Source organism: Paraburkholderia strydomiana (assembly GCF_031456815.1).
GTDB lineage: Bacteria > Pseudomonadota > Gammaproteobacteria > Burkholderiales > Burkholderiaceae > Paraburkholderia > Paraburkholderia caledonica.
The window spans coordinates 234,346-257,005 of record NZ_JAVDVL010000008.1; the positions used below are offsets into that span (position 1 = coordinate 234,346).

The following is a 22,660-nucleotide window of genomic DNA, read 5'->3' on the forward strand; positions in this document are numbered from 1 at the left end:
CGCGGCAAAAAAAAACGCCCCACATGGGGCGTTTTCTATTTGGGGGATTTGCGGCTCTACCGTCAGAGCACCGCTTCAGCGATTGCTCTCGTCCGCGCGGACCGCATCAAGCCTTCGATCATTCGCGCCTGAGCGCTCGCAATCTCGCTCAACGATGCCACGGACAATTGCTCGTCCAGAATCGCGAGCGACGTGCACAGGCGTGCGTGTTCGTCGTCATTGAGCGTCCACTTGCCGGTTATCTGCTCGCGGCTGTCTAAGTGGACCATAGCGGCGTGGCCGCTCTCAATATCGTCGAGAAGGTCTTCACCGAGGCCGAGGCGCGCAAGCTCCTGCGACACGAGCAAGTGCCGGCTCAACGACATGTGCAGATCGCGCGAGCCGTGACCGTGCTCGAACGCGTCGAGCGCCGCATAGCACTGCAGAAGCATCGCAGCGGTAACCGGCTCGTGCGTGCTACGGCTTTGAGTCAGCGCACGCAACAACGGCGACATGGCCGGCGAATTGTGTTTGCGGACTCGCGATTTACTGGACATAGGTTTTACCTCCTTCGCTAACTCTCGGCTTCGTCGCACGATCGGTATGATTTCCCGCGACGAGTGCCGCCGATGCGCCGGCGGCTGAACAGCCTCTAATGTGAGTCTGTGTAAGCATGATGGCAAGCGAATATTAAGTCCGGCTTAAAACGCGAAGGTCGCGTGCCTTCATCGCATCGACGAAAAAAAACCCTGTTCCCGCGAGAGAACAGGGCCGGACAGGATGGAAGAGTCGTGCTCGCGCGTGGATGCTCGCCGACCTGTAACCATCGAAACTGAAACGCTGTTACTGCCAATCTTGCTACTTATGTTGCTGCTGCGAAGGCATCTTCTGAACTTGTACTGCTACTGCTGAGACTTTCGTTGCGACTTCAACTGTTACTGGAAAACGGTCGTTGCCAGGTCAACTACTACCAGCACTGCAAAAACGGTTGTTGCTACTTCACCTGCTACTGCGCCATTGCTTTGCTTCTACTTCGTGCTGCGTTACTGCCCTGCCGCGTCGAACACCGCGGCAAACTGCCATCAACGGTACGGTTCAAAACAACGCGGGGGAAGACCGCGTCGATGGGGCTCGGTGATTTGTCGCTCCATGTAAAACAGTTTATGCGAGCGAGCGCCCAGGCAATTGGGCAAAAGGAAGGGATTTGCCGCGCCAGTTTGACGAATCGGCGTAACAATCGGGGACGCATGCAGGAGGGATGCCGGAATCGCGTGAACGACTCACACGCGAATGGCGAACAGGCAGGCGAGCGAGGGCGCTATCGAGCGCCCGCTCGCACAAGATTCAGCGCGACGAAAGCGCACGCAACGTCATGACAACGATGCGTGCACGGCGATGAACCGTCATTAGCGCGCGGCAAAATCGCTGATCGTCAACAGGACTCTATCGCCCGGACGGGCCAGCATCTTTCTTTCGGCGACAGCAGTGATGCGTTTGCGGCCATCCGCAAACGTTTTCAACATGCGGTCCTCGGCAGCGCCGCGCTGCAGCCAGAAATGCTGCTCCAGCGCTTCACGCGTTACCGCGCATTCGAGGTCTCGTCCTCGCGCCGAAAGCTGGAAAATCACCGCGCGCCCGTCAGCCGAGACGCTAGGTTCAAGCTCGATAATCTCCATGGCCCACCTCGCAAAGTTGGTTATGCCGTCCGCCGTACTGAAAAGGACAACACCGAACAAAACTGAATAGACACGCAAACCGGCGCCGATCTTTCGGCTGATGAATTCCCTACTGTGCTGCCGCTACGTTCATCGTAAGCGAACGCAACGGCGCGTGCATGTCCGCATCTCCCGGCAACACTGCCGACGTAGACGCGGGCCGGGCTGCGAGACGAAGCGCCGGCGCAAACACCAGCGCGCTGGCCGCTGCCGGCATGTGCGCCCGGCCGCTCAGCCACCTCGAGCGTTTCCGGCAGAATTCATGCAATAGGGTACTCAAGCCTTCGGACATCGCGTGTGTCCCGCCGCGCACTTCGCGCAACGCGGACGAAATCGCAAACCAGGAATGCGGTGGCCGGAGTTCGTGGCACACCACACCGCGTGAATCGGCGAAACGCAGGCAGCCTGTGTCGGGGTAGAAGACGAGCGTCATCGCGTCGCCATCTATCGCGCGCGTCAGAACATGTGGTTTCGTGTTCAGCATTGTTCGTTGTATGCCAAGTGGCGCCGTTTCCCGGCGTTTCGGCGTGTCGCGCGCGGAGTCTCGAACTCGCGCGCGTAGCAATCCGCGGGTAGGGCAAAAGCAAGGCACATGCCAATCAGCGCTAAACGCGCTGCGCTCATGCTTCGGCGACCCGCAGAATGCGCTTGCATAGCGTGTCGCGCGAGCGGCAAACATCGGCGGCGCCTGATGCATCGCGGTTAAAGTCGCGGCGCCGCTTCCGGCTTTCGTGACTCGCACGAGCGGCGACCAACCCGCATTCTCTGCGCGAGCGCGCGCATCGGAACAAGCTAGCATGGTAAAAAAGCACTGGCAGCGTGACAATTCGCGCCCATTCTTACTAACCGGCTCCGCATCCGGCACAGTTCCGACATGTCCGACGACCACGCTGCGATAACCCTGCGCCCCGCCGTCGCGCCAGACGAGCCCTTTCTCCTCGAACTGCGCAAGGCGACGATGACCGAACACCTCGCGCGTGTCGGCGAACCTGCGGACGACGCCGAGCATCGCGCGCGTTTGCTGCATCGTTACGACACAGCGCGTGTCATTTGTGTCAACGGCATGCCTGCCGGCTTGCTCAAAGCGCATCGCACCGATACTGAATGGCTAGTCGTTCAATTGCAGATCGCGCCCGCGCTGCAAAGGCGCGGCATCGGAGAAGGAGCGCTCAGCACGGTGCTGCGCGCCGCCGACGCCGACGCATTGCCCGTCGCGCTCAAGGTGCTCAAAGGCAACCCGGCACAGCGTCTATACGAGCGGCTCGGTTTTGAAATCGTGGGCGAAGATGAAAGACAGTTTCACATGAGGCGCGCGCCGCGCGCGTCGGCGGAAACTGAAGCAGAATAATTGGCGGATAACGACTGACACACCCACAGGCTCGGCATGACTCTTCGTGACACTTCCGTGATTCAAAGCTGGCACGCGCACGTCTACTTCGATTCCGCGACGCGCGACAGCGCCTGGGCGTTCCGCGAGCAGATCGAAGCGCGTTGGCATGGCAAGCTGCAGATGGGCCGTTTTCACGAACGCCCGGTCGGGCCGCACCCCATGTGGTCGTATCAAACGGCTTTCGCCCACGAGCAGTTCGGCGAGCTGATTGGCTGGCTGTCGCTCAATCACGGCACACTCGACATTTTCGTGCACCCGAATACCGGCGACGCACTGCGCGATCACCGGGACGCTGCCGTGTGGATCGGCCGCTCACATGAGCTTCTGCTCGCCGCGTTGATCTGACGAATGCGCGGCTGCCCGCGGTTCACATGTTCGTGTACGAACTGCACCAGCCGCGCGCGGCGACCTGTTTGTCGCCGAACAGCGTGCAGCCGCCGTAGGCGTCGGTAGCCTTGCCCTGAAAGAGCGAACATGTCGCGCAATTCTGGCCCGCTGCGTATTGCGGATACTTGGCCTTGTCGACTTTTGACACGTCGTCTTTATAGCCGAGCGCCTGCGCCTGCGGGTCTGCCTCGCTGAGTGCGTTCCCGCCGGCGGCAAATGCCGCGCGCGAAATCATGAGCGATGAGCCTGCACTCACGCCCAACAATAAAAAATGGCGGCGCGATGTTTTCATTATTCGACTCCTTTGTGCTAGTGGGACGCGCCTGAACCACAGGCCGTTTTATCGCCAGGCGTTCAATCCAGAAACCGCGTGAATCGTTCGACCGGCTCCCGTTCGGAGCGCAGCGCGTTGACCGGCGCGTTTTCGTCTGCGAAGCCGAGCGACATGCCGCACACCAGTTGCTCGTCTGGCGGCAGATCGAGTTGCGCTGCGATCACCTGATGAAACGGCGTGAACGCGGCCTGCGGGCAGGTGTCCAGGCCGCGCCCGCGCGCCGCCGTCATGATGGCTTGCATGAACATGCCGTAATCGAGCCAGCTGCCGCGCTCCATTACGCGGTTGATGGTGAAGAAAAGGCCCACCGGCGCGCCGAAAAAGCGATAGTTCTGCGCGTGCTGTTCATGCATGCGCGCGTTGTCGCCCTTTTCAATGCCGAGCAGTCCGTACAGATCCCAGCCGATCTTGCGGCGGCGGTCGATGTAAGGAGACACCCATTCGCGCGGATAGTACGGATATTCCTCGCGATAAAGCGTGTCGCGCTCCGGATGATCGTAAGCCTCCAGCAACGCCTGCGACACACGCGCGAGCGAGTCGCCCGTCACCACATAGACCTTCCACGGCTGTGTATTGGTGCCGGAGGGCGCGCGGCTCGCCACTTCGAGAATCGCCTCGATGTCTGCGCGCGGCACGGGCGTCGGCAGAAATGCGCGGATCGAGCGGCGCGTGACGAGCGCGGCATCCACCACGCTTGTGGCTTCGCTTGCGTTCTGGCTCGAGGCGTGGTTCGTGACTGTGGCGGCTGGGCGTGTCATCGTCGAAATTCCTGTTGAAGCGGCAAGCAATGCGCTGCAACGATTCTAGCGCGCGCGGCCATTTCGAGCGGCCAAGCGCGCAGCTTACGTTTGCAATGCATGGCTGTGCGCCTGTCAACGCAACTATCGTTTTGCGTTTATCCTCTTCGCACGCTTCTTGCCGTATTCCCTATCGCAATCCATTCGTTCAATTCCGGAGTTGAGCATGCAATACCGCAAATTCGGCCGCACTGGCCTGACGGTTTCCCGCTTGTGCCTCGGCACGATGACTTTTGGCCTGCAGACCGAAGAAGACGCTTCGCGCCGCATTCTCGATACTGCCGCCGACGCCGGCGTGAATTTCATCGATACGGCCGACGTCTATCCGCTCGGCAGCGACCACAGCGACGCGGGACGCACGGAGGAGATCGTGGGCCGTTGGCTGAAGGGCAAGCGCGACCGCTTCATTCTGGCCACGAAGGCAGTTGGCAAGATGGGCCCTTCGGCATGGGACCAGGGCGCGTCGCGCAAGCATCTACTCGATGCAATCGATGCCTCGCTGAAGCGTCTCGGCACCGACTATGTAGACCTCTATCAACTCCATACCGACGACGCGAACACTCCGCTCGACGAAACACTCGAAGCGCTGGACGTGATCGTTCGCTCGGGCAAGGCGCGCTACATCGGCGTATCGAACTTTCTTGCGTATCGGCTCGCGCGTGCGCTGGGTCGCGCCGACGTATTACGCGTGGCGCGCTTCGTCTCGGTGCAGCCGCGTTATAACCTGCTGTTCCGCCAGATCGAACGTGAACTGCTGCCGCTGGCCGCGGAGGAGCAACTTGCAGTCATGCCGTACAACCCGCTCGCGGGCGGCTTGCTGACGGGCAAGCACAAGCTCGATGCAGCGCCGCCATCGGGTCGCTTCACTGAAACCGTCGGCAAGGCGGGCGCCATGTATCAGGAGCGGTATTGGCACCAACGCGAATTCGAGACGATCGAGCGGCTCAAAGCGATTGTCGAGCCGACCGGCGAGTCGCTAACGCGCGTGTCGCTTGCATGGGTGCTGGCAAATCCACTGGTCACGTCGGCGATTATCGGCGCGAGTCGCGCCGAGCAATTGACCGATACGTTGGCGGCGTCCGAATTCGTGCTGGACGCCGACATCAAGCAGCAACTCGACGAGGCCAGCGTCGAATACCGGTGGGGCGACGCGGCGCGCTAAACGTGGCGGGTGATCGTTGGCTCCAAGCCCGCTGCGATCATCGCCCGTATCGAAGCACTGTGCTGGTTGCCGCAACCACGTGATCCTTCATTGCGGCAAGCAGCGCGTCTCTCGTCAAGCCGGCCGGCAAAGCGTCGGGCGCGAGATCAAGCGCGTAGACCTGCACGACGTAGTGATGCGGCACCTCGCCGACCGGCGGGCATGGTCCGTAATATCCCGTGCCACCGGTGCGATTCGTCCCACCGACACTGCCAGGCGGCGGTGCGGCTCCCGAGCCAAGCGAGGTAACGGAAGGCGCAATGCCATAGAGCACCCAATGCACGATGCCCAAACCCTTCGCGCCGTCGGGATCGAAGATGGTCACCGCATAGCTTTTCGTGCCTGTGGGCGAGTTGTGCCATTGCAATGCCGGCGACACGTTGCCGCCGCCGCAGTTGTTGGCGCTGGCCGCGTGAGTCGATTCCAGCGTGGCGCCGTCGGCCAGCCCCGGCGACGTCAAGGTGAACGCCTCAGCCGCATTTGCAGCAGCCACGGTGAAGGCGAGCATCATGCCCACGCCTGCGGACATCAGGCACCGCGCAATGCCAACGTAAGCGCGTCGAATCATTACTGCTTGCTCCCGGTTATTCGCCATTGACGTGAGTTCGAATTATTCGAATTTGCCAACGCGCGCGTTCGCTTCGGGAAGCTGCCGCGTTTCGCGCACCGACCGCGGATGCCATAGCCGCGCGCCGCCTTCAATGCCCGCGTCGTTCGAAACCGTCGCCACGTTCGCCGGCAACTGGAATGTCAGGCGTGCCGCGTTGCCGCCGCCGATCCACAGCTTGTCGTAGTTCACCAGCGATTCGAGGATTCGAATCACTTTCTCAACGCGCCGATTCCAGCGCTTATTCCCAGCTTTTTCGCGAGCGGCGTCGCCAATGTATTCGTCGTAAGCAACGCCTTTCTTGCTCACCGGATGGTGCGCAAGCTCCAGATGAGGCATCAGTTCGCCGTCGCGAAAGAGCGCCGTTCCCGCGCCGGTGCCGAGCGTCAGGACGAATTCAAGTCCTTTGCCTTCAATTGCGGCGAAGCCTTGCATTTCGGCGTCGTTGATCATGCGGACCGGCAAACCACCGAGCCTTTGCGCGAGCAGATCGGCAAGCGCAAAGTCGTGCCAACCTTCCACGCCGAAATGCGGCGCCGTCAGAATGCGGTTGTTGCGCACCACGCCCGGAAAGCCGATCGACATCAGCGCGGGCGGCGCTTTTGCGACCAGCGGCTCCACGAGTTCCGCCAACGCATCGACGAGTTGATCGGGCGTGCACGGATGCGGTGTCGCGACACGCAAGCGCTCGGTCTGCATCTTGCCGTCCGCGTCGATAATGGCCGCTTTCAGGCCGGTGCCGCCGACGTCGATTGCGAGAATCCGCTCGTCACTCGTTGCTGCTTGCGCAGCTTTGGCCTGCGTTGCGGCGTTTGTCGCTTTTGCCGCGTTTGTCGCTTTTGCCGCGTTTTTCGCCTTTGCCGCGTTTGCTTTGGATGTCGCCACGGTTACCCCGTATGTGTGGTTGTGCTTCATGGCATTACTTCTTCTGGACCGCGCCCGCTTTCAACGGACGCCACGCGCGGCCGTCGCGCGCCAGCAGCGCATCCGCTTCGGCGGGCCCTTCGCTGCCGGCCGCATAGCCGTGCACCGGGACCGCGCCGCCCGCTTTCGGGTGCAACACATCGTCTACCGCGCACCAGCTCGTTTCGATGCTGTCGGCGCGCTGGAACAACGTCTCGTCACCGAGCATGCAGTCGTACAGCAGCGTTTCATAGCCTACGTTCGCGCGTTCCGCGAAAAAATCGCCGTAGTCGAACGAAGACTGTACCGGGCCGATCTGCATTACCGGGCCCGGCGTCTTTACGTTGAAGTCGAAGCTCGTGCCGTGCGCAGGGTCGATGCGCAAAGTCAGCACGTTAGGCGTAAGCGCATCGACAGGCGTGTCGCGGAACAGACGAAACGGCACGGGCTTCAGTTGCACTGAAATTTCCGTGCGGCGCGCGGCGAGCCGCTTGCCCGTGCGCAGATAAAAAGGCACGCCGGCCCAGCGCCAATTTTCTACGAACACGCGCGAGGCGGCATACGTTTCCGTCGTGCTGTTCGGCGCAACATCCGGCTCCTCACGATAACCCACGCCTGCAGCGCCGCTTTCGTATTGACCGAACACCACGTCGTTCGGCGTCAGCGGCAAGATGGCGTCGAAAATTTCGGCCTTTTTATCGCGCACGGCTTCCGCATCGAATGAATTGGGCGGTTCCATGGCAACCATGCCGAGCAACTGGAACAGGTGGTTCGGCACCATGTCGCGAAACGCGCCGGTCTGTTCGTAGAACTTGCCGCGCCCTTCCACGCCGATTGTTTCCGCCGCCGTGATCTGCACACTGTCGATATATTCGCGTCGCCATACCGGTTCGAATAGCGCGTTGGCAAAGCGCACGGCAAGAATGCTCTGCACCGTGTCCTTGCCGAGAAAGTGGTCGATGCGATAAATCTGCGATTCCTTCGCATATGAAAGGATATGCGCATTCAGATCGCGTGCTGTTGCAAGGTCGGTGCCGAACGGCTTTTCGATCACGATGCGGCGAAAGCCATCGCCCTCCTTAAGCAACCCCGCCTCGCCCAGATGCTGGACGATCGGTTTGAAGAAACGCGAAGTGACCGCCAGATAAAAAATCACATTGCCGCCCGGCGCGTCAGCGAGTTTCTGCTTGAGCTGCGCGAAGGTGTCGGGTGTCTCGAACTCGCCGGCCATATATTCGAGGCGTTGCGCCACCCAGTTCCACGCGTTGTCATCCAGCTTGCCGGCGTGAAAGGTGCTGGCCTTGTCGGCGGCGAATTTTTGCAGCGACTGGTGCAGGTCTTCCCGCCACTCGGCCGTCTCTCGCGCGCCATGATTGACGCCGACAATCTGCATGCCGTTGTCGAGCAGGCCGTCCACCGCGAGGTTGTAAAGCGCGGGCATCAGCAGGCGCTTCGTAAGGTCGCCGCCCGCGCCGAAGATCACCAGCGTGCAAGGCGGCGCGGGACGTTTGCCCGCAGGCGACGGCGGCTCACCTTGCGCGTTCGCACTGACTTTGCAACTGCGCTCCACAGCAACGTTGCCGTCAGCGTCTGCGTTCGAAGGATTAGCGGCTTGAGAATTCGGTGTAGTCGGCATGGGATTCACTTGAAGAAGCCAATGAAACGGACGTGGCAATACTTGAAAGACCACGCCCGCAGCCACACAGTTCAAAACGATAGCGCGCTATTTGACGGAACTTGTCGCCAACGCAGACGCCGTTTCAGGCTCGACCTCGCGCGCCGGTGCCGACGGCGCAGTCGGAATCGGCGCGCGCCCGGCCTCGCCCGCGCGCGGCACGCTGCCGGAAGCGGCCATGACACGCGGTTGTAACAGCAGCGCTACCAGTCCGCTCCAGCCGGTTTGATGCGAAGCGCCGACGCCGCGTCCATTGTCGCCGTGGAAATACTCATGGAATAGAACCAGATCGCTCGAACGGGGGTCGGCTTGCAGCAAAGGATAAGCGCCCATTACCGGACGCTCGCCGTTCTTGTTCTTCAGGAACAGCGTGGTCGCGCGGCGTGCGAGTTCGTCGGCGATTTCGCACAGCGAGAACTTCTGGCCCGAACCAGTCGGATATTCGACGCGGAATTCGTCGCCGTAATAGCGGTGGAATTCGTATAGCGATTCGATCAACAGATAGTTGACTGGCATCCACACCGGACCGCGCCAGTTCGAATTGCCGCCGAACACGCGCGTGTCCGATTCGGCCGGCAGGTATTTGACGGTAAAACTGTTGCCGTTGTGGTTGAAGACGAACGGATGATCGCGGTGGTATCGGGACAGCGCGCGCACGCCATGATCGGAGAGGAATTCGCTCTCGTCGAGCGCGCGCCGCAAAAGCGCTTTCATACGATGCCCGCGCAACACCGACAGCAGCAGCGCGTTGCCCTTGCCCGGCTCGTCCCAGCGCGAAACCAGCTTTGCGAGGTCCGGACGATGCTTGAGGAACCAGACAAGCCGATCCCGCAATCCAGGCAAGTGACCATGCAAGCGCTCTTCGAGCACGTGCACGGCGAAGAGCGGAATGAGCCCGACAATCGAGCGTACACGCATGGGAACGCTGCTGCCGTCAGGCAGGCGCAGCTTGTCGTAGAAGAATTCGTCCTCGCTGTCCCACAGTCCGGTATCGCAGCCGTCGTCGCAACTCACGGCCTGCGCGATGTACAGGAAGTGCTCGAAAAACTTCACGCCGATATCGACGAACACATGGTTCGCATACGCAAGTTCGAGCGCGATGCGCATCAGGTCGAGCGCGTAAGCGGCCATCCACGCGGTGCCGTCCGCCTGATCAATGTGACCGCCGGTTGGCAACGGCGACGAGCGATCGAAGATCCCCACGTTGTCGAGACCGAGAAAACCGCCCTGAAAAATGTTGTGGCCGTCGGCGTCCTTGCGATTCACCCACCAGGAAAAATTGAGCAGCAGCTTATGAAAGATCAGCTCGAGGAAATCGCGGTCTGGCTTACCGGTGAGCGCACGGTCGATTTCATACACGCGCCACGCGGCCCACGCATGCACGGGCGGATTTGCATCGCCGAGCGCCCATTCGTAAGCGGGCAATTGTCCATTTGGATGCTGATAGCGGTCTTTCACCAGCAGCAGTAACTGACGCTTCGCAAACGCTGGATCGATCAGCGCGAACGCTGCTGCATGAAACGCGAGATCCCACGACGCGTACCACGGGTATTCCCATTTGTCCGGCATCGACACGATGTCCGCGTTGCACAAATGCATCCAGTCCGCGTTGCGCCCACGCTTGCGTCCGGCCGCGGGCTTTGGCTGCAAAGGATCACCTTCCAGCCAGCGATGCACGTCATACCGGTAATACTGCTTCGACCACAGCATGCCCGCCAGCGCCTGACGCTGCACCAGGCGCGCGTCAGCGTCATCCATGTCGTGCTGCAGCGCGCCGTAGAATTCGTCGGCCTCCGCAATCCGCTTTGCAAAGAGTGCATCGGCGTCGAGGGGCACTTCGTCGGGGCTCGCTTCCGGACGCCAACGCATGTAGATCACTGCGCGGCCGTGCGGAGCAAGTTCGATCGGCGCATGCGCGCCGGCTTTCGTGCCATGCTCGCGACGCACCGCTTGCTGGTCGCCATGCACCAGGTAGTCGTTGAAGCCGTCTTTGAACGGCCCTTCGGCCTCCATGTTGAACAGCCGCTTCACGTTGGTGTCGTTCTCGCAGAAGAGCCACGTGACTTGCGGCACGTCGTTCGACCAGGCCGTGACGACGATCGGCTCCTGTCCATGCTGATGGCCGATCAATTGCGCGTGACCGTTATGGTCGGTGCCCGCAATCAGCGAAGGTTTGTCCGTGTTCTCTTTCCACGACCACGAATTGCGCGCCCAGATTTGCGGAAGCACATCGAGCGACGCTGGCTCATCCGCGCGATTCTCGATTGTCACGCGCATGACGATGTCGTTCGGCGCATGCTTTGCGTATTCGACCTGCACGTCGAAATAGCGCAAGTCGTCGAACACACCGGTGTCGAGAATCTCGTACTCCGGCATGTCGCCGCCACGTCGCGCGTTTTCCTCGATCAAATCCTGATACGGAAAAGCGTTGTGCGGATACTTGTAGAGCATGCGCATGTATGAATGCGTGGGAGTACCGTCGAGGTAGAAGTACAACTCCTTCACGTCCTCGCCATGGTTGCCCTGCGCGTTCGTGAGACCAAAGAGCCGCTCCTTCAGGATCGGATCCTTGCGATTCCACAGCGCGAGCGACACGCACCAGCTCAGCGTGTCGTCGCCGAATCCGGCAATGCCGTCTTCGCCCCAACGGTACGCGCGGCTGCGCGCATGGTCGTGCGGAAAGTAGTCCCAGGCTGTGCCGTCCGCGCTGTAGTCCTCGCGTACGGTGCCCCATTGGCGCTCGCTGAGGTACGGTCCCCAGCGCTGCCAGTGGGCGCAGTCCGCCGAATGCAGGCGTGAGCCTTCAGTGGTGTCTAACAGATTCGCAGCGCGCAGCGGTGGCATGACAGCGTCCTTGCGTCGGGCTTGGCGGAGAGACACACATCGTAGCGCGGTTTAAGCGCCGGTGCGATCCAACCCGGCAAGCAGATGCTCCATCCGCAGCAGTTCTCCAAGCGACCACGCCTGAAACGGTGTGCCCGCGGGGGCATGCGGCGCGTCGCCGTCAGCTATTTCCGAAATGTGATCGAGGCCCGCGTGATCGAGATGCGTGTGTAGCGGATCGAGAAATCGTGTTCGGGCCTCCCGGCGCGCGTCGGGTGAATCGCCGCGCACGCGCAACCAGGCCTCGACGAACGGCCCGAGCAGCCACGGCCACGCCGTTCCTTGATGATAGGCGCCATCGCGTTCGTAGGGCGCACCACTGTAGCGGCCGCGATAAGCAGGGTCCGACGGCGCGAGCGTGCGCAAGCCGAGCGGCGTGAGCAATTGCGCTTCAACCTGATCGACCACCGCGCGCGCCGCCGCGCCTTCAAGCAATGCAAAAGGCAGACCGCCAACCGCGAAAATCTGGTTCGGGCGAATCGAGCGGTCCACGGTGCCGGTTACATGATCCACATCGACGTTGTCGAAAAGCGTCTGCGTGGACGGGTCGATGAAGCGTTTAAGAAACGCTTGCAACGCCTGCTCGGCCGGCCGCTGCCAACGCGAGTTCCACGTTGCTGCAATGCGCAACGCGTTGATCCACAGCGCCTGCACTTCCACCGGTTTGCCGATACGCGGCGTAACGACCCAATCGCCGACCTTCGCGTCCATCCACGTTAGCTGCATGCCGGGCACGCCCGCACATAGCAGACCATCTTCCGCAGACGCCTTGATGTTGAAACGCGTACCTTGCGTATAGCCCGCGAGGATCGCTTCGACCGCTTGCTGCAGACGCTTCATGGTTGCGGCGCCCGCGTGGTTCGTCGCCAGATAGTCGTGCACGGCGACGATAAACCACAGCGATGCATCGACCGAGTTGTATTCCGGTGCATCGCCGTAATCGGGAAAGCGGTTAGGCAGCATGCCCTCGGACAATGTTCCAGACCATTCGAGCAGGATCGCTTCGGCAGCGTCGAGTTGGCCTGTTGCAATCAGCAAGCCGCGCATTGCGATAAACGTATCGCGGCCCCAGTCGGTGAACCATGGGAAACCCGCGAGTATCGTGCGGCCTTCGTTACGCTGCACGACGTAGGCGTCGGCGGATCGTTGCAGACGCGAGCCGAAGGCATTGCGACGTTGTTCTTCGACGGCGGCCAGTTGATCGGCATGGCTCGTTGCCGCAGCGTGTGCGGTCGGCATATCCGACGCACTGAGGATCATCACTGCTTGCGCCCCTGCGAGATCGAAACTGAAGACGCCGGGCGTTGCCAGATCTTCGCTGAAATCGAGCCCGCGCTCGCGCTCCCGGACGTAGCAGAAGTTGCGATACCAATCGGGCGCATGTGTGTAGACGCCGTTCGTCGCCGCATGAATACGCGGCCGATCTCCATACGGTTGCCAGCTTACGCAGCCGGCATTGCTGCCGGTTTGAGCGCTGAAGTCAAACGCGGCGTTCTCATGATGCAGCGCGTGATAGTCGCGGCCCGATAACAGCGGTCGCACTTTCAACGTGATCCCACTTGCTTGCGATGCTGTTTGCGTACGCTGCCATCTCCAGCGCAATACCGTTTCGCACGTCGCCTTGCTGACGAACACTTCAGCTATGACGACGGTTTCCGCATTGAACTGGAAGCGCCATGTCGGCCACGGTTCCGTGGTGAAGTCGAGCATGTTCGCCGCCGCGTCGGGATAGACCACATCGGGCACATAGCGTTGCATGCTGAGTGAATAACGCTCGCCCGGCGCTTCGAGCCATGCTTCGATGCCGTTCACGAGCACAATGCGGCCGCCCGGCGCTCGCGTGGCGCTCAACAGCAACGCGTGGTAACGGCGCGTGCGCAGCGTGCCCACGGTTCCGGATGCGAAGCCGCCGAAGCCGTCGGCTTCAAGCCATTCGTCTTCGAGATGCGTCATGTCGAAAGGTCGTTCAATGCGTGTCATGGCGTGAGCACTCTTGCAAGGCGGTTGCTATGTTTCGGTGTGCCTGAACGTCAAGCAGATGGCGCTAACGTGTCCATTCTCCTACTTATCACTTTCCGGTTCCTTTCGAAGAACTCACAAACGCGAGTCATTTTTCCCACTCGCAAACGTTTCACAATTATTTCTTGAAAGGGTTAGAGACTGCATCCGCTCTCACGAAACTGGATGCAGACATGAGAAGAGACAAACGCCTCGCTGGCGCGCTGTTCGTTGCGCTCGCAACGTTAGCGCTAAACGGTTGCGGCGCGGATGATTCCGCGTCGAGTAATGCGTCTTCATCGCCGGGCGTTGTGGCGAATAACGCGGCGAGTCGAGCGGACTCTTCTCCAACATCTCCTCCCAACGCTTCGGCGACGCTCGCGGCGGACCCCGCCCTCGCGTCCGACGCGATCACACAGAACATGCAAGCCAGCCTCGCCGCCGACAGCCAGCAAGTGGCGCCCGTCATGCATTACGCACCCGGCGACAGCGCGAACAGCAACTGAGCGATTCCACCGGCGCGCGCGGCGCGCTATTCTTTCCCCCCGCAGAAGGTGATATTCGATGACATCAAATAGCCGTCGCCGTTTCCTGCAGACCGTGGCTTCATCCGCCGGCGCTGCCGCCGCGCTGACCGCGCTGCCCGAGTCGATCCGCAATGCGTTGGCCGTTCCCGCGTTTTCGCGCACGGGCACCATTCGCGACGTCGAACATATCGTCGTGTTCATGCAGGAGAACCGCTCGTTCGACCACTACTTCGGCCACTTGCGCGGAGTGCGTGGTTACAACGACCGCTTCCCAATCCCGCTGCCGAGCGGCAAGCCGGTGTGGTATCAACCGTCGAAGGCAGACCCGACGAAACCTGTGCTGCCGTTTCATCTGGATACGTCGACGACGAGCGCGCAATGCGTGGGCGACCTCGATCACAGCTGGTACAAAACGCATGCCGCGATCGACGGCGGACGCTATGACCAGTGGCCCGCCACCAAGACCGACATGACAATGGGCTACCACCTGCGCGGCGACATTCCATTTCACTACGCGCTCGCCGATGCGTTCACCGTATGCGACGCGTACTTCTGTTCGCTGCCAGGACCGACGCACCCGAACCGCTCGTATCTGATGACCGGCACCGTGGACCCGACCGGCAAGTTCGGCGGGCCGCTGCTCGATAACAACGATTGGGTGGACGGCGACGGCCCGCCGAACTATCAATTGCTGTCCTGGACCACGTACCCCGAGCGCCTGCAAGCCGCGGGCATTTCGTGGCAGATCTATCAGCAAGGGCTGACCGGCTCCGATCCGTTGAATGGCAATTACGGCACCAACATCCTGCAGAATTTCAGCAACTTCATCAACGCGCAACCGGGCTCGCCGTTGTATGAACGCGCGCAGACGGTGCGCACGATCGACGATCTGAAAGCCGACGTGCTCGCCAACAAGCTGCCGCAAGTTTCGTGGCTGTGCCCGCCGGCTGCCTACTCTGAGCATCCGCAATACACGCCTGCATACGGCGCCGAATACACGTCTCAGATTCTGGATGCATTGACGTCGAACCCGGAGGTGTGGAGCAAGACCGTGCTCTTCATCATGTACGACGAGAACGACGGCTTCTTCGATCACATGGTGCCGCCGCAACCCGCGACCACGCCCGCGCAGGGCAAGTCGACGGTCAGCACCGAAGGCGAAATTCACAACGTGGTCAACCCCGGTCGCGGCGGCAGCTATACGGCCGACGGCCTGCCTTACGGCCTCGGCCCACGTGTGCCGATGACCATCGTCTCGCCTTGGAGCAAGGGCGGTTTCGTATGCTCGCAGGTGTTCGATCACACGTCGGTGATCCGCTTCATTGAAACGCGCTTTGGAGTGTATGAGCCGAACATAACCGCATGGCGTCGCGCTGTGTGCGGCGATCTGACGACGGCGTTCGATTTCCGCACGCCGGATTCGAAAGTGCCGCCGCTGCCCGACACGAGCAACTACAAGAGCATCGCCGACAACCAATGCGCGACGCAGCCCAAGCCGACCGTTCCGGCAACGCCGGGCGCGATCGACCCGCAGGAAGGCGGCATCCGCTTCGCGCGCGCATTGCCGTACGAACTGCATGTGAACGGCCAGGCCGACCCGAAGAAGAGCACGTTCGAACTTTCTATCGGCAACACCGGCGATCAGGGCGCGCACTTCTATGTGTACTCGACGAACCGCACGGACGGTCCGTGGCGTTACACCGTTGAAGCAGGCAAGTCGCTCAGCGAGTCGTTCGATCTCACGACGACTAACGGCGCATATGCATTCGAAGTGTTCGGTCCGAATGGCTTCGTACGCAAATTCGCGGGCAACGTAGCGGCAACGGCGCAAGGGGCAACGCAGGCATCGCAGTTTGGCGCGGGGCATCACAACGAGAAGCCCGCTCAGCCCGAAGTGAAGGTGCAATACGACGTCGCGAACGGCAACGTGTTCCTCAAGTTCAGCAACAAGGGCGACAAGCTCGCGCGTTTGACGGTGACGGACAACGCGTATGGCGCGCGCCCTCGCCCGGTGCTGGTGCCGGCGGGAGCGCATATCGAAGAGGCGTGGGTGCTCGCGGCCAGCCATCACTGGTACGACTTGACGGTAACCAGTAACGACGACGAGAGCTTCTTGCGCCGCGTTGCAGGCCACGTCGAAAATGGCCGGCCGAGTATCAGCGATCCGGCTGCAATCGCGCCGGTGCTGGTGGCAAACTAACAGCGTATGACGCTCAGGCTTCGGCTGGCCACGTGTTGTCTGCGCGGCTTGCCGAAGCCTTCTCGCATGCTGGTGTGACTACGCCCCTAACAACACGCCTGTTCTGAACGGCCGCGTTCCTGTCACTCGCCCAAGCGGCGCGCCCGCCGTCACAAAGCGGATCGCGCGACGCATATAAAACACGCCTTCCGTACGACTCGTGAGCGTAGTCGTTTCGTCGGTTAATGGATCGACAATATCGAACAGCGGCTGCCCCACGCGAATCGTGTCGCCAATGTTCGCGCGGTGAATCAGAATGCCGCTCACTGGCGCATAGAACTGCTCACTGCCCGCAAGCGGCGTGGCAGCCGTCAACAGCGGCGGCAGCGGCTTCGCTTCAAGTCGAATAGCTTTGCGCCACACGAGATAGTCGACGATCGCGTCGGCATCCTGCTGTGCGGCTTCGTAGGTCACGTCGCGCTGGCCGCGGCACTCCACCGTCACGGCGATCGCGCCGTTGGGCACCGGCTTGTCGGCGGGCATTTCCTGCTGCAATTGCCACCACAACAGGCTGTGCGTTTCGTCAAACGCCTCGCCGCCCGAGTTGGTTGCGAGCAACGAGGCCTGTGCGCCAAGATAGCGCGCGAACGGTTCGAATTGCGGCCACGCCGCCTCGCTCGTGTACAGATGCATCGCGGCTTCGAGCGAGCAGTGCAGATCTATTACGACGTCCGCATCGAACGAGAGCTTGAGCATTGCCAACTGCAAAGACTCGAACTCGGTCAACGGCTTTTGTGCGGCCAGTTCCTCTGCAATCAACCGACGAACAATGCGCACGTTCTCCACCGCGTCGACGCCTAGCGCTTCGCGGGCCCGCGCAATCAGCTTGGGGAACCGCAGGAAATGCCGGTTGAAGTTCTTGCCGCTCGCGAGATCGAAGCGCCCTAAAAACTGGCCGAGTATGTATTGCCCGAGTCCAACCGGATTGGCCACCGGGACGAGCACGATCTCCGCATTCAATTTGCCCTGCTGTTCGAGCTCCACGAGACGCCGTTTCAATAGAACCGTGGTCAACATTGCCGGCGTTTCGTCGGCGTGCAGCGACGACTGAATATAGATTTTTTCTCCGCTGCCAACCGGACCGAAGTGAAACGACACCAGTTCGCGGTGCGTGCCGATAGCCGGCGAAAGAAGCGGATGCGATTGCCTGTTCATGAGTGGAAAGCTGTCGGTTGAAGAGCAAGACGCGTAGGCATCAATTGCCGTATGGGTCGAAGTCGAAGTACTTCTTTGCGATCTGCGCATAAGTGCCATCTTTCAACATGGCGGCAATCGCCGCGTTGATCGACGCCTGTATCGCCGTCTCGTCCTTGCGCAAGCCGATGCCCGTGCCGCGATCGCCCATTGAAAGCGGTTCGCCGACAAACGCAAAGCCGTTGCCGGCCGGCGTGCGCAGGAAACCGAAATCCGCTTCGACCGAGCCGAGCAATGCGCCGTCCAGGCGTCCGTTCTGCAGGTCGGCGAATACTTCGTCCTGGCTCTTGTATGCGACGACATGCGCGCCGAGCGGCACCCAGTGGGTAAGCGCATAGCCTTCGAACTGCGTGCCCGATTGCACGCCGATCTGTTTGCCGGAGAGTGCCTGCAGGCCCGCAGCGAGCGGCGAGCCTTGCCGTGCAATTAGCCGCGATTTGAATTGAAAGAGCTTCGACGTGAACAGTATTTGCTGCTCCCGCTTCTGCGTGATGGCCATCGAGGAAAGAATCGCGTCGATCTTGCGTGCCTGAAGCGCCGGGATCATCCCCGAGAATTCGAGTTCGACCCATTGGCAACGTGCCTGGATGCGGCGGCAAATCTCGTTGCCGAGATCGACGTCGAAACCTTTGAGGCTGCCGTCAGGCGCTTTGGAGTCCATCGGCGGATAGCTCGGGTCAATGCCCAGGCGCAGCGTGTTGGACTCAGCGGCACACGCGCCGAAGCTAAACATCAGCGCGGCGCCGAAGATCATCAGCGGAAGTTTCATGGGAGCGGAAGGTTCGAGTGGACGGATCGTGGCCAAGCCATCGTATGCCGGCGCCGCGCTCCATAGAAGTCCCGTTCCGACTATCATGATCACCTTTGCCGATCACAGACGCGGCCTGTGCGGCTGAATACCTTCGCCACCCTGCGAACTACCACACGGACGCTCATATGGCGTTGACCATCTCGCAACTGCGAGCCTTCAAGGCAGTAGCCGAACATGGCAGCCTGCGCGCAGCCTCGCGCGCGTTGGGCGTCGCGCAAAGCGGCATCACGCAGCAGTTGCAGAACCTTGAATCGATCCTGGGCGCCACGCTGTTTATCCGCACGAATCGCGGCATTGCGTTGACCGCGCTGGGCCAGCGGCTGTTGCAGCGCGCCGGCGCGATCATCGGCGAATGCGAACGCGCCGAGCAGGAAGTGCAGCAATTGCGCGGCGATTATGCGGGCGAGGTCACGTTCGGCATGACTACCGAGCCGCTCGTCGACGCATTGGCGCCCGTGCTGATGGATTTCCGCACGCGCTTTCCGCAGGTCGCGCTGCATCTGCGCACCGGCACCTCGCGCATGATGATCTCGTGGATTCGTGAAGGCACGTTGGACTTCGCGGTCGCTCTGGTGTCGAAACATACCGATACTGCCGATCTGTCCGTCGTACCGCTTTATCCGTCCGACCCGGTCATTGTCTGCCGCAAGGGTCATCCGAAAGCCGGCGCGCGAACGCTCGCGGAACTCACCGGCTGCGCGTGGATCGCGACGCGCTCACCGAATCTTACCGACGATCCGCAAGTCAACCGCCTGAGCCATCTGTTCGAAAGTCATGGCTTGCCGCCGCCCGAAATCGTCGCGACCGTGGAAGGCCTGTACGAGACCTTGCACCTGGTGGGCGCTACTAATTGCCTGTCGCTGGAGTCGTCGATTGTCGCGAAGCAGGGGCCTTTTGCGAGTGCGCTCACCGTGATCGACGTCCGCGAGCGAGCCATCGAGCAGACCGTCTGCCTGCTGCAACGCGCGGCCATTCCTGTCACGCCCGCCGCGCAGGAACTGGCGACCATGATCGCCTCGTACACACGTACGGTAAGGGCGCGTTGACACGACGCAATTGTGGCGCGGGCGTCGGAGCGCTCCACAGCGAGACCGCCGACCTACGACTACAATCAGGTTCCCCTGCCCGGCGCAAGCAGCATTCAAGGCGTTAGTCAAACGAAAGGCGCAAGGCAAAGTCGCAGACCATCAACAGGAGTTTTCCCACATGATGAATCGAGACAATCCCGTCTGGCTAATTACAGGTTGTTCGACCGGCTTCGGGCGCGAACTCGCGAAACTGGTACTTGAGCGAGGCTGGCGCGCCGTGGTTACCGCACGCGACGAATCCAAAGTAAAAGACATTGCCGAGCCGCACGGCGAGCGTGCGCTCGTTCTGCCGCTCGATGTCACGAACCGCGCGCAAATTGCAGACGTCGTCGCACAAGCCAGGCAACGTTTCGGCCGCATCGACGCGCTCGTGAACAACGCAGGTTATGGCTATCTGGCCGCGATCGAAGAAGGTGAAGACGACGAAGTGCGGGCCATGTTCGAGACGAACGTGTTCGGTCTCGTCGACATCACAAAGGCCATGCTGCCGATCATGCGCGAACAGCGCAGCGGTCTGATCGTCAATGTATCGTCGATTGGCGGCCTCACGAGTTTTGCCGCAACCGGTTACTACCATGCGACGAAATACGCGGTGGAGGGCTTGTCGGAATCTCTAGCCACCGAGGTCAAGCCGCTCGGCATCGACGTGCTGATCGTCGAACCAGGTCCGTTCCGAACCAACTGGGCCGGTCCGTCAATCAAGCAATCGGCCACCGAGATCGACGACTATGCGGCCACCGCCGGCGAGCGGCGCAAGCAGACCGAAGCCCGTAGCGGTAAGCAGGCCGGCGATCCGGTGCGCGCGGCGCAAGCGATCATCGACGCGGCCCTGTCGGACCGCCCGCCGCTGCGGTTGCTGCTCGGCAAGACCGCGCTCGAACTGGCGCGCAAGAAGCTCGACTTCATGCGCGGGGACTTCGATGCGTGGGAAGCAACTACCGTGGGCGCCGATTTTCCCGACGCCTAGAATTCGACGAGCGCGAAGTCTTCCTTACCCACGTCGCACAGCGGGCAGCGCCAGTCGGCGGGAATGTCGGCCCAGCGCGTGCCCGGCGCGATGCCGTCTTCGGGTAAGCCGGCGGCTTCGTCGTAAATCCAGCCACAGATCACGCAGACCCACTGCTTGAAGTCGTCCGCCGAAGCGGTGGTGACGGCCGCCGAGTCCAGCCTGCCTTGTTGCAAGGCAGGCGTGTCGTCCAGGCCGACAACGAGTGGCGCCTGCGTGCCCGAACTTTCCACGGCGAAACGCGTTTGCAGGCTTGCCAGCAAGCGCTGCGCTTCGTCTTGCGTCAAATCGATCCAGTAAGGATCGCCAGCGTTGTTGTTGAGTCGCTCGGGAGAAAACTGGATTTCGAGCGCCACGCCCTTCTTGTACATGAGGGCGTTACACCAGCAGATTGAGCAAAATGGAAGCGATCAGCCCGGCGGCGCCGATGATGCCGAGCAATTGAAGGAGAGTGAGAGGTTTGCGCGATGCAGTGCGGAATTGTTGCGTAGTCACGGAGCGGTCTTTGGAAATCAAAAAAGCGAAATGGTACACGGGTCGCGGTGCGGCGTATGCCGATCTGCGCAAACCTGCGCGTATCGGTTGCCGCCCGCTTTCCACCCGGTTGCCATTATCGCCGGTCGACCGCACCGGATTACTTACGCGACGGAGATGGACTAATTCGCGGCGAGGCGGAAAAGCCGCCTGCCGCTCGCCGCTCAGGTTTTCGCGAGCGGGCTGCCGCTGCGTGAGTCCCAGAAACGGATGATTTCCGTGTCGCCGGTGCCTGCACCAACCACCTGATCCGGCGCGCCGCTTTCGCGCAGCAACGCGCGCAGTTCGTTGATGACCGGAAACACTTCGTGGTTCCAGTCGGCGCCTTGCGAATCGTGCGCGCGCTGCTCGGCCTCGACGATCTCGCGGTCTTCCTTGAAGATGCGCTCAGTGAACCACACGAGCAGCGGCCACGCGAGATTCAGCACGCCGGGAACACCTGGCTTGCGAATGGACAGCAGCCCGAAAGTGCGGTTGGTGCGCTGCTCGCGATCGAGCGGCACGTACACGATCCACAGGTCCATGACGAGCGTCTGCTCAGACGTGCGAATCTGCAGCGTCTGATACGGATACTCGGTGCGGATCGTCATCACGTCTTTGTCGTTGTCGCCGCCCGTTTTGCGGCTCTGACCAAACACGATCGCCTCGCCGATCGGCTGCTGACCGGCCATGCGCGCAAACGTGTAATCCACTTCGACCCAGCCTTCGCCGCGCCGCCGCCCGAGCGAACGCGCGCGCATCTGCCCCATCTGGCGGCGATGCAGAAACTGATGGTTCATGTCCATCAGGTTCTCGTGCATGAACGAATAGTGGCAATTCACAGGACGGCCAAAGCGCCGCGTCTTGTACTTCTTGTCGGACACGGAACCAAACGTGGGCAGCGGGCGAATCTCGGCCATTGCCGGGTCGCCGGGAAATACGAAGATCAGGCCTTCCACTTCGCGGCACGGATACGAGCGCACGCCGTTCGGCAAACGCTCGCGTCCAAGGTACGGTACGTCGACGCACTTGCCCGAGCAGTCATAGGTCCAGCCGTGGTAGCCGCAACGAATCGACTCGCCGTCGACCACGCCCTGGTGCAACGGCACCTGACGATGCGCGCAGCGGTCTTCGAGCGCGAAAACTTTGCCGGATTCGGTGCGGGCGAGCACGATCGGATCGCCCGCGAACGTCACGCCATGTGTCTTGCCGCGCTTTACTTCGTGTGACCACGCGAGCGGATACCAGTAGTCGGGATGAATGCCGACGCGGCGCAGGTCGCGGACCGGCGCGCCGCTGGCCGCCTGGCCAAGCGTGGGAGCGGCTTTAGGCGATGTCGCATGCGTTGAGGACGCCTCGACGGTGTCTTGTTCGAGCGGGGGAACAGCATGCATAGTGTAGAGCCTCCGTGCA

The 22,660-nt window shown here is 61.4% G+C and carries 21 protein-coding genes; 7 read left to right on the forward strand and 14 right to left on the reverse strand.

The window, feature by feature from the left end; genetic code table 11:
- Window positions 1–62: 62 nt before the first annotated feature.
- The 3 genes from J2W46_RS22195 to J2W46_RS22205 all read right to left on the reverse strand — a co-directional run bounded on the left by J2W46_RS22195 (window position 63) and on the right by J2W46_RS22205 (window position 2,178).
- Window positions 63–536, reverse strand: coding sequence for a hypothetical protein (locus J2W46_RS22195; RefSeq protein ID WP_310356177.1), 474 nt, complete (start codon window positions 534–536; stop codon window positions 63–65).
- A gap of 849 nt (window positions 537–1,385) precedes the next feature.
- Complete coding sequence (locus J2W46_RS22200; RefSeq protein ID WP_027778246.1) at window positions 1,386–1,655, reverse strand: DUF1488 family protein; 270 nt, start codon at window positions 1,653–1,655, stop codon at window positions 1,386–1,388.
- A 109-nt stretch (window positions 1,656–1,764) separates the two neighbouring features.
- Window positions 1,765–2,178, reverse strand: coding sequence for a hypothetical protein (locus tag J2W46_RS22205; RefSeq protein WP_310356180.1), 414 nt, complete (start codon window positions 2,176–2,178; stop codon window positions 1,765–1,767).
- 390 nt (window positions 2,179–2,568) lie between these two features.
- Between J2W46_RS22205 and J2W46_RS22210 the strand changes: the two genes are divergently transcribed.
- Window positions 2,569–3,042, forward strand: coding sequence for a GNAT family N-acetyltransferase (locus tag J2W46_RS22210; protein WP_310356182.1), 474 nt, complete (start codon window positions 2,569–2,571; stop codon window positions 3,040–3,042).
- Between the two features lie 36 nt (window positions 3,043–3,078).
- Complete coding sequence (locus J2W46_RS22215) at window positions 3,079–3,429, forward strand: DOPA 4,5-dioxygenase family protein (RefSeq protein WP_310356185.1); 351 nt, start codon at window positions 3,079–3,081, stop codon at window positions 3,427–3,429.
- A gap of 22 nt (window positions 3,430–3,451) precedes the next feature.
- On the opposite strand, the gene J2W46_RS22220 is transcribed toward J2W46_RS22215, so the two are convergent.
- Together J2W46_RS22220 and J2W46_RS22225 are read right to left on the reverse strand one after the other, a co-directional pair.
- The gene (locus J2W46_RS22220) at window positions 3,452–3,763 is read right to left on the reverse strand and encodes a high-potential iron-sulfur protein (protein WP_310356188.1); all 312 of its coding nucleotides are present in this window, start codon (window positions 3,761–3,763) and stop codon (window positions 3,452–3,454) included.
- A 62-nt stretch (window positions 3,764–3,825) separates the two neighbouring features.
- Window positions 3,826–4,563 carry a nitroreductase gene (locus J2W46_RS22225; protein WP_310356190.1) on the reverse strand — a complete coding sequence of 246 codons (738 nt, stop codon included), beginning with the start codon at window positions 4,561–4,563 and terminating at the stop codon, window positions 3,826–3,828.
- Window positions 4,564–4,768: 205 nt separating this feature from the next.
- On the opposite strand from J2W46_RS22225, the gene J2W46_RS22230 reads away from it, so the two are divergent.
- On the forward strand, window positions 4,769–5,764 hold the full coding sequence (locus J2W46_RS22230) for an aldo/keto reductase (protein ID WP_087751916.1): 996 nt from the start codon (window positions 4,769–4,771) through the stop codon (window positions 5,762–5,764).
- Between the two features lie 37 nt (window positions 5,765–5,801).
- On the opposite strand, the gene J2W46_RS22235 is transcribed toward J2W46_RS22230, so the two are convergent.
- From J2W46_RS22235 to J2W46_RS22255, 5 genes are all read right to left on the reverse strand, one after another.
- A complete protein-coding gene (locus J2W46_RS22235; RefSeq protein ID WP_310356195.1) occupies window positions 5,802–6,371 on the reverse strand; it encodes a YbhB/YbcL family Raf kinase inhibitor-like protein in 570 nt (189 codons plus the stop codon).
- 42 nt (window positions 6,372–6,413) lie between these two features.
- Window positions 6,414–7,325, reverse strand: a complete 912-nt coding sequence (locus J2W46_RS22240) for an ROK family protein (RefSeq protein WP_310356198.1) — start codon at window positions 7,323–7,325, stop codon at window positions 6,414–6,416.
- Between the two features lie 4 nt (window positions 7,326–7,329).
- A complete protein-coding gene (zwf, locus tag J2W46_RS22245; protein ID WP_310356201.1) occupies window positions 7,330–8,949 on the reverse strand; it encodes a glucose-6-phosphate dehydrogenase in 1,620 nt (539 codons plus the stop codon).
- Between the two features lie 87 nt (window positions 8,950–9,036).
- On the reverse strand, window positions 9,037–11,832 hold the full coding sequence (locus J2W46_RS22250) for an MGH1-like glycoside hydrolase domain-containing protein (protein ID WP_310356202.1): 2,796 nt from the start codon (window positions 11,830–11,832) through the stop codon (window positions 9,037–9,039).
- 51 nt (window positions 11,833–11,883) lie between these two features.
- A complete protein-coding gene (locus J2W46_RS22255; RefSeq protein WP_310356204.1) occupies window positions 11,884–13,851 on the reverse strand; it encodes an amylo-alpha-1,6-glucosidase in 1,968 nt (655 codons plus the stop codon).
- Between the two features lie 212 nt (window positions 13,852–14,063).
- On the opposite strand from J2W46_RS22255, the gene J2W46_RS22260 reads away from it, so the two are divergent.
- Window positions 14,064–14,375 carry a hypothetical protein gene (locus J2W46_RS22260; RefSeq protein WP_087751857.1) on the forward strand — a complete coding sequence of 104 codons (312 nt, stop codon included), beginning with the start codon at window positions 14,064–14,066 and terminating at the stop codon, window positions 14,373–14,375.
- A gap of 58 nt (window positions 14,376–14,433) precedes the next feature.
- Window positions 14,434–16,596, forward strand: coding sequence for a phosphocholine-specific phospholipase C (locus J2W46_RS22265; protein ID WP_310070158.1), 2,163 nt, complete (start codon window positions 14,434–14,436; stop codon window positions 16,594–16,596).
- A 78-nt stretch (window positions 16,597–16,674) separates the two neighbouring features.
- Here J2W46_RS22265 and J2W46_RS22270 read toward each other — a convergent pair whose 3' ends face one another.
- Window positions 16,675–17,790 (reverse strand): succinylglutamate desuccinylase/aspartoacylase family protein, encoded by a 1,116-nt coding sequence (locus J2W46_RS22270; RefSeq protein ID WP_310356206.1) that lies wholly within the window; start codon window positions 17,788–17,790, stop codon window positions 16,675–16,677.
- A gap of 40 nt (window positions 17,791–17,830) precedes the next feature.
- Window positions 17,831–18,598: a transporter substrate-binding domain-containing protein gene (locus J2W46_RS22275; protein WP_310356209.1), complete on the reverse strand. Its 768-nt coding sequence runs from the start codon at window positions 18,596–18,598 to the stop codon at window positions 17,831–17,833.
- 167 nt (window positions 18,599–18,765) lie between these two features.
- Between J2W46_RS22275 and J2W46_RS22280 the strand changes: the two genes are divergently transcribed.
- Entirely contained in the window at window positions 18,766–19,686 is a 921-nt protein-coding gene (locus J2W46_RS22280) for a LysR family transcriptional regulator (RefSeq protein WP_087751861.1), read from the forward strand.
- Between the two features lie 160 nt (window positions 19,687–19,846).
- Window positions 19,847–20,695, forward strand: coding sequence for an oxidoreductase (locus tag J2W46_RS22285; RefSeq protein WP_310356213.1), 849 nt, complete (start codon window positions 19,847–19,849; stop codon window positions 20,693–20,695).
- Here J2W46_RS22285 and J2W46_RS22290 read toward each other — a convergent pair.
- Complete coding sequence (locus tag J2W46_RS22290) at window positions 20,692–21,105, reverse strand: rubredoxin (RefSeq protein WP_310356215.1); 414 nt, start codon at window positions 21,103–21,105, stop codon at window positions 20,692–20,694. The two genes, J2W46_RS22285 and J2W46_RS22290, sit on opposite strands and share 4 nt — an antisense overlap.
- Window positions 21,106–21,432: 327 nt before the next feature.
- Entirely contained in the window at window positions 21,433–22,641 is a 1,209-nt protein-coding gene (locus tag J2W46_RS22295; RefSeq protein WP_020068706.1) for an aromatic ring-hydroxylating oxygenase subunit alpha, read from the reverse strand.
- Window positions 22,642–22,660 lie beyond the last annotated feature (19 nt).